Source organism: Calditrichota bacterium (assembly GCA_014359355.1).
Lineage (GTDB): Bacteria > Zhuqueibacterota > Zhuqueibacteria > JANLFK01 > Oleimicrobiaceae > Oleimicrobium.
The window spans coordinates 1-3,261 of the sequence record JACIZP010000244.1 but is presented as its reverse complement, the minus strand read 5'-3'; the positions used below and the strand labels follow the sequence as shown (position 1 = coordinate 3,261).

The 3,261-nt window shown below is 56.7% G+C and carries 3 protein-coding genes; 2 read left to right on the top strand and 1 reads right to left on the bottom strand.

Annotated elements, in window-relative coordinates:
• Window positions 1-1,063 (bottom strand): glycoside hydrolase (locus H5U38_10895; GenBank protein MBC7187531.1); only part of this gene is annotated, 1,063 nt, incomplete at its 3' end.
• 297 nt (window positions 1,064-1,360) lie between these two features.
• Here H5U38_10895 and H5U38_10890 point away from each other — a divergent pair.
• Both H5U38_10890 and H5U38_10885 read left to right on the top strand, forming a co-directional pair.
• On the top strand, window positions 1,361-2,392 hold the full coding sequence (locus tag H5U38_10890) for a LacI family DNA-binding transcriptional regulator (protein MBC7187530.1): 1,032 nt from the start codon (window positions 1,361-1,363) through the stop codon (window positions 2,390-2,392).
• 334 nt (window positions 2,393-2,726) lie between these two features.
• The coding region (locus H5U38_10885) for a family 43 glycosylhydrolase (protein MBC7187529.1) at window positions 2,727-3,261 on the top strand (535 nt) is incomplete at its 3' end.

The following is a 3,261-nucleotide window of genomic DNA, read 5'->3' as shown; positions in this document are numbered from 1 at the left end:
TGCCATCCAAGGTGAACAGGTCGCCGTAGGTGCCAATCCCCTCGGCGAAGAAGAAATTGAGCAGTCTATTGCTTTGAGTGACTGCCCAATCGTCTTTGAGGAACCACACATAGTCCATGGCGATATTCATTCCCACCCGCCATGCATCGTAACGAAAGTCCCTGTGTCCTCCACCCCAAGGAGGGTCGTGGGGAGACCCGTCGAACAGAGCATAGTCAGGGAACAGCCCGGTTTTGGGATGCGCAGCTCTCTTTAGGAACTGCCTACTCGTCTCGGCGACCTCACACCAGAAGTCGTTCTCCCTGCGCGCCCATCTGACCCACAGCTCATAGAAGTGAGGCACGTGGTAAGAAGGGTCGGTGAAATCGTCCGCATTGCCCACCGGCACAAAGACCACCTGCTTGTGCCTTCTGTTGAACATGTTGGTCACCACATCATCTCTGTCAGAGGAATCCGCTTTGCTCAACATCGCTTCGAGGATGGCCTGTGCCTCCGCCTCGTAGTGGTAGATACCCTCGCCATTTCCCCAACGGGCAGCGGCAAAAAAGAGGGCCATCACGAACCATTCCTCGCCGTCGGAGGCAGCATTGGAATCGATCACCGCGCCAGTGGTACGACAGTGCCATGCGAAATAGCCGCGTCGCGGACCCCGCTTGTGCTGCATGTAGGTCTTGGCCCACTTCCACAGGCGGTCGAATTCCTCCTTCTTGTCCAGCTGGACACTGATCATCATGCCATAGGACATGCCTTCGGTGCGTACGTCCTGGTGCAAGACGTCCACAATGTAGGCCATGTCCGGCTCTACGGGGTAATAGATGCGTTCGCTCTCGTCGCGACCGTAGAAAAGTTGTTGAAAGGCTGCAGCTATTTTGGCCTCGATTTCTTCTGCGCTCTTGCCCAGGAGGGTCGCAAAAAGGTTGGGATACGAACCGGAAAAGTAGGCGCCTGAACGCGCAAATGCGCCGGTTTCCTCGCGTGCCGTAGTGCCCAGAGAGCGGCAACTGCAGGCCAGGAGGGAAAGAAAGAGCAAGCTCGTGCGCAGGAATCTCTCCTTCTGGGCCATGAGGACAGCCTCCTATTCGGTCCTGCGATGAGTTCAGCACTACTTGAATCGGTTCAAAGGTAGTGAACGGGCCAGAAAAAGTCAAGCAGAAAATGGCTTGCCCAAGGACTTTTTCACCGGGGGGAGACGCACTTATCGTCCCCAAGTTCAGGGGCCAATGGGTGCGGGGCGGTCGCTGTCCAGAATGCCTAGTGCATCGCGCCCCGTCGGCCACATTCCTGTTGATTTTTGTTTTGGAAAGAGCTATATTTGTTCGAAACTTTGGAACGTTTCAACAAGTCGCTTAGGGAGACCTGAATGGAAAGAGTGACAATTGAGGACGTTGCCAAGCGGGCGGGAGTGTCGAAGGGAACCGTCTCTGCGGTCATCAATGGCAGGAATACTGTTCGCGCGGAGACCAGGGAGCACGTCCTCAAGGTGATGAAGGAGCTGAACTTCCGCCCCCGCGGTGTGGCTAGGAACCTGAAGAACGGTGAACTGGACAAGAGCATTGGCATCATCATTAAGGACTTGAGCTATCCCTTCTACACCACCATAGCCTTGGGCGCCAGGGAGTACGCAAACCGCAGGGGATACTCTGTGGTGGTCACCAGCTCGGAGAACGACCACGAATGCGAGAAGAAGTACACGCACCTCTTTTCTGCAAAGGACATCAAGGGGGCGATCATTGCGCCCTTGGTCGAAGGGACTGCAGAAATTGAGCACCTGTTCAAGTTGAAAATGCTCAATTACCCCTTCGTGCTTCTGGAGGACGTTAAGGGCATTCAGGCGAACGTGGTGGCCATTGACAATATCAAGGCCATCAAGAAAGCCGTGAAGTACCTGATCGAGATCGGCCACACGAAGATCGTCCACTTTGCCGGACCCCCGCAGTCGTCTCATACGCACGAGCGGATTGACGGCTTCCGCCAAGCGTTCAGCGAGAGCCCGTTGGTTTTTCGTGAAGACATGGTCGTTTCCATCGGGTCACGACACGAGGAGAGTTACGGCAACACCCTCCGCTATTTCAAGAGTCGGCAACCCCACGAGTATCCCACAGCTATAGTCTGTTTTAACGACCAGCAGGCACTCGCGGTGATGACCGCCCTGCGCGAACTGAATATCCGTGTGCCAGATGACATCTCAATCGTCGGCAACGATGACATCTACTACGCCAGCCTCTACCCGGTCCCGCTGACCACGATCAGGGCACCGCAGTACGAGATAGGGAGAAAGGCGGCTGAGATCCTCATACGCAACATCGAGTCGCCAACGGCATTGCCACCCGAGAGAGTGGTGCTCGAAACGGATTTCATCGTCAGGGAATCCACAAAGCCGCTTCGTGCGTAGCCAGTAGTCACGGGCAGAGGTCGGGCAGAGTCCTTCCTTCTTGTTTGAAACACAGCCTTTACTGGAGAAGCCGAGCCAGCAGGAAGCCTTGAGGGGGGTGAAGCGGCAACGGGTATCCGTGCATGACCACTTCCTCCCTGGTCTCATGCAACAACCGAGAGCGGCGAGGGATCGGTCTCCGGCCTGTCTTGCGTAACCTGTCTGCTTGCAGGGGCATGTGGCGTTCTGGTCTCAACGGGGAACAGCAGTCTTCAGCCCAGGGCTCGCCCAGCGAATGGCACAAGTCGCCGGCGCTCACCTGTTTTCTGGGGCGCCAGCTCTGAGAGGGTATGACATGGAGCGGCTTACGGGAATCTCCACTCGCCTCACCTGCTGTTGTCTGTTGGCTCTATCATTCTCCTGTGGCGAGCAGTTTGCGCGTACTGCCCGCAATCCCATCCTGCCCGGGTTTCATCCCGATCCCAGCGTTTGTCGTGTGGGAGACGACTATTACCTGGTACACAGCTCGTTCGAGTATTTCCCCGGCATACCGGTGCATCACAGCAAGGACCTGGTGCACTGGCGCCTCATTGGATACGTCCTCACCAGGAAGAGCCAGCTCAATCTCGACGGAGTGAGAGCCTCAGGTGGGATCTATGCTCCCACCATCCGGTACCACGAGGGGCTCTTCTACGTGGTAACCACCTGCGTAGACTGCGGAGGCAACTTCTACGTGACGGCCAAGGACCCGGCCGGACCCTGGTCGGACCCAGTGTGGCTTGACCAGGAGGGTATTGATCCTTCGCTCTTCTTCGACGAAGACGGGACGGCCTACTACTGTCGCCAACACGGTGGACGCCACGGCCACATTCTGCAGCGAACCGCAGACC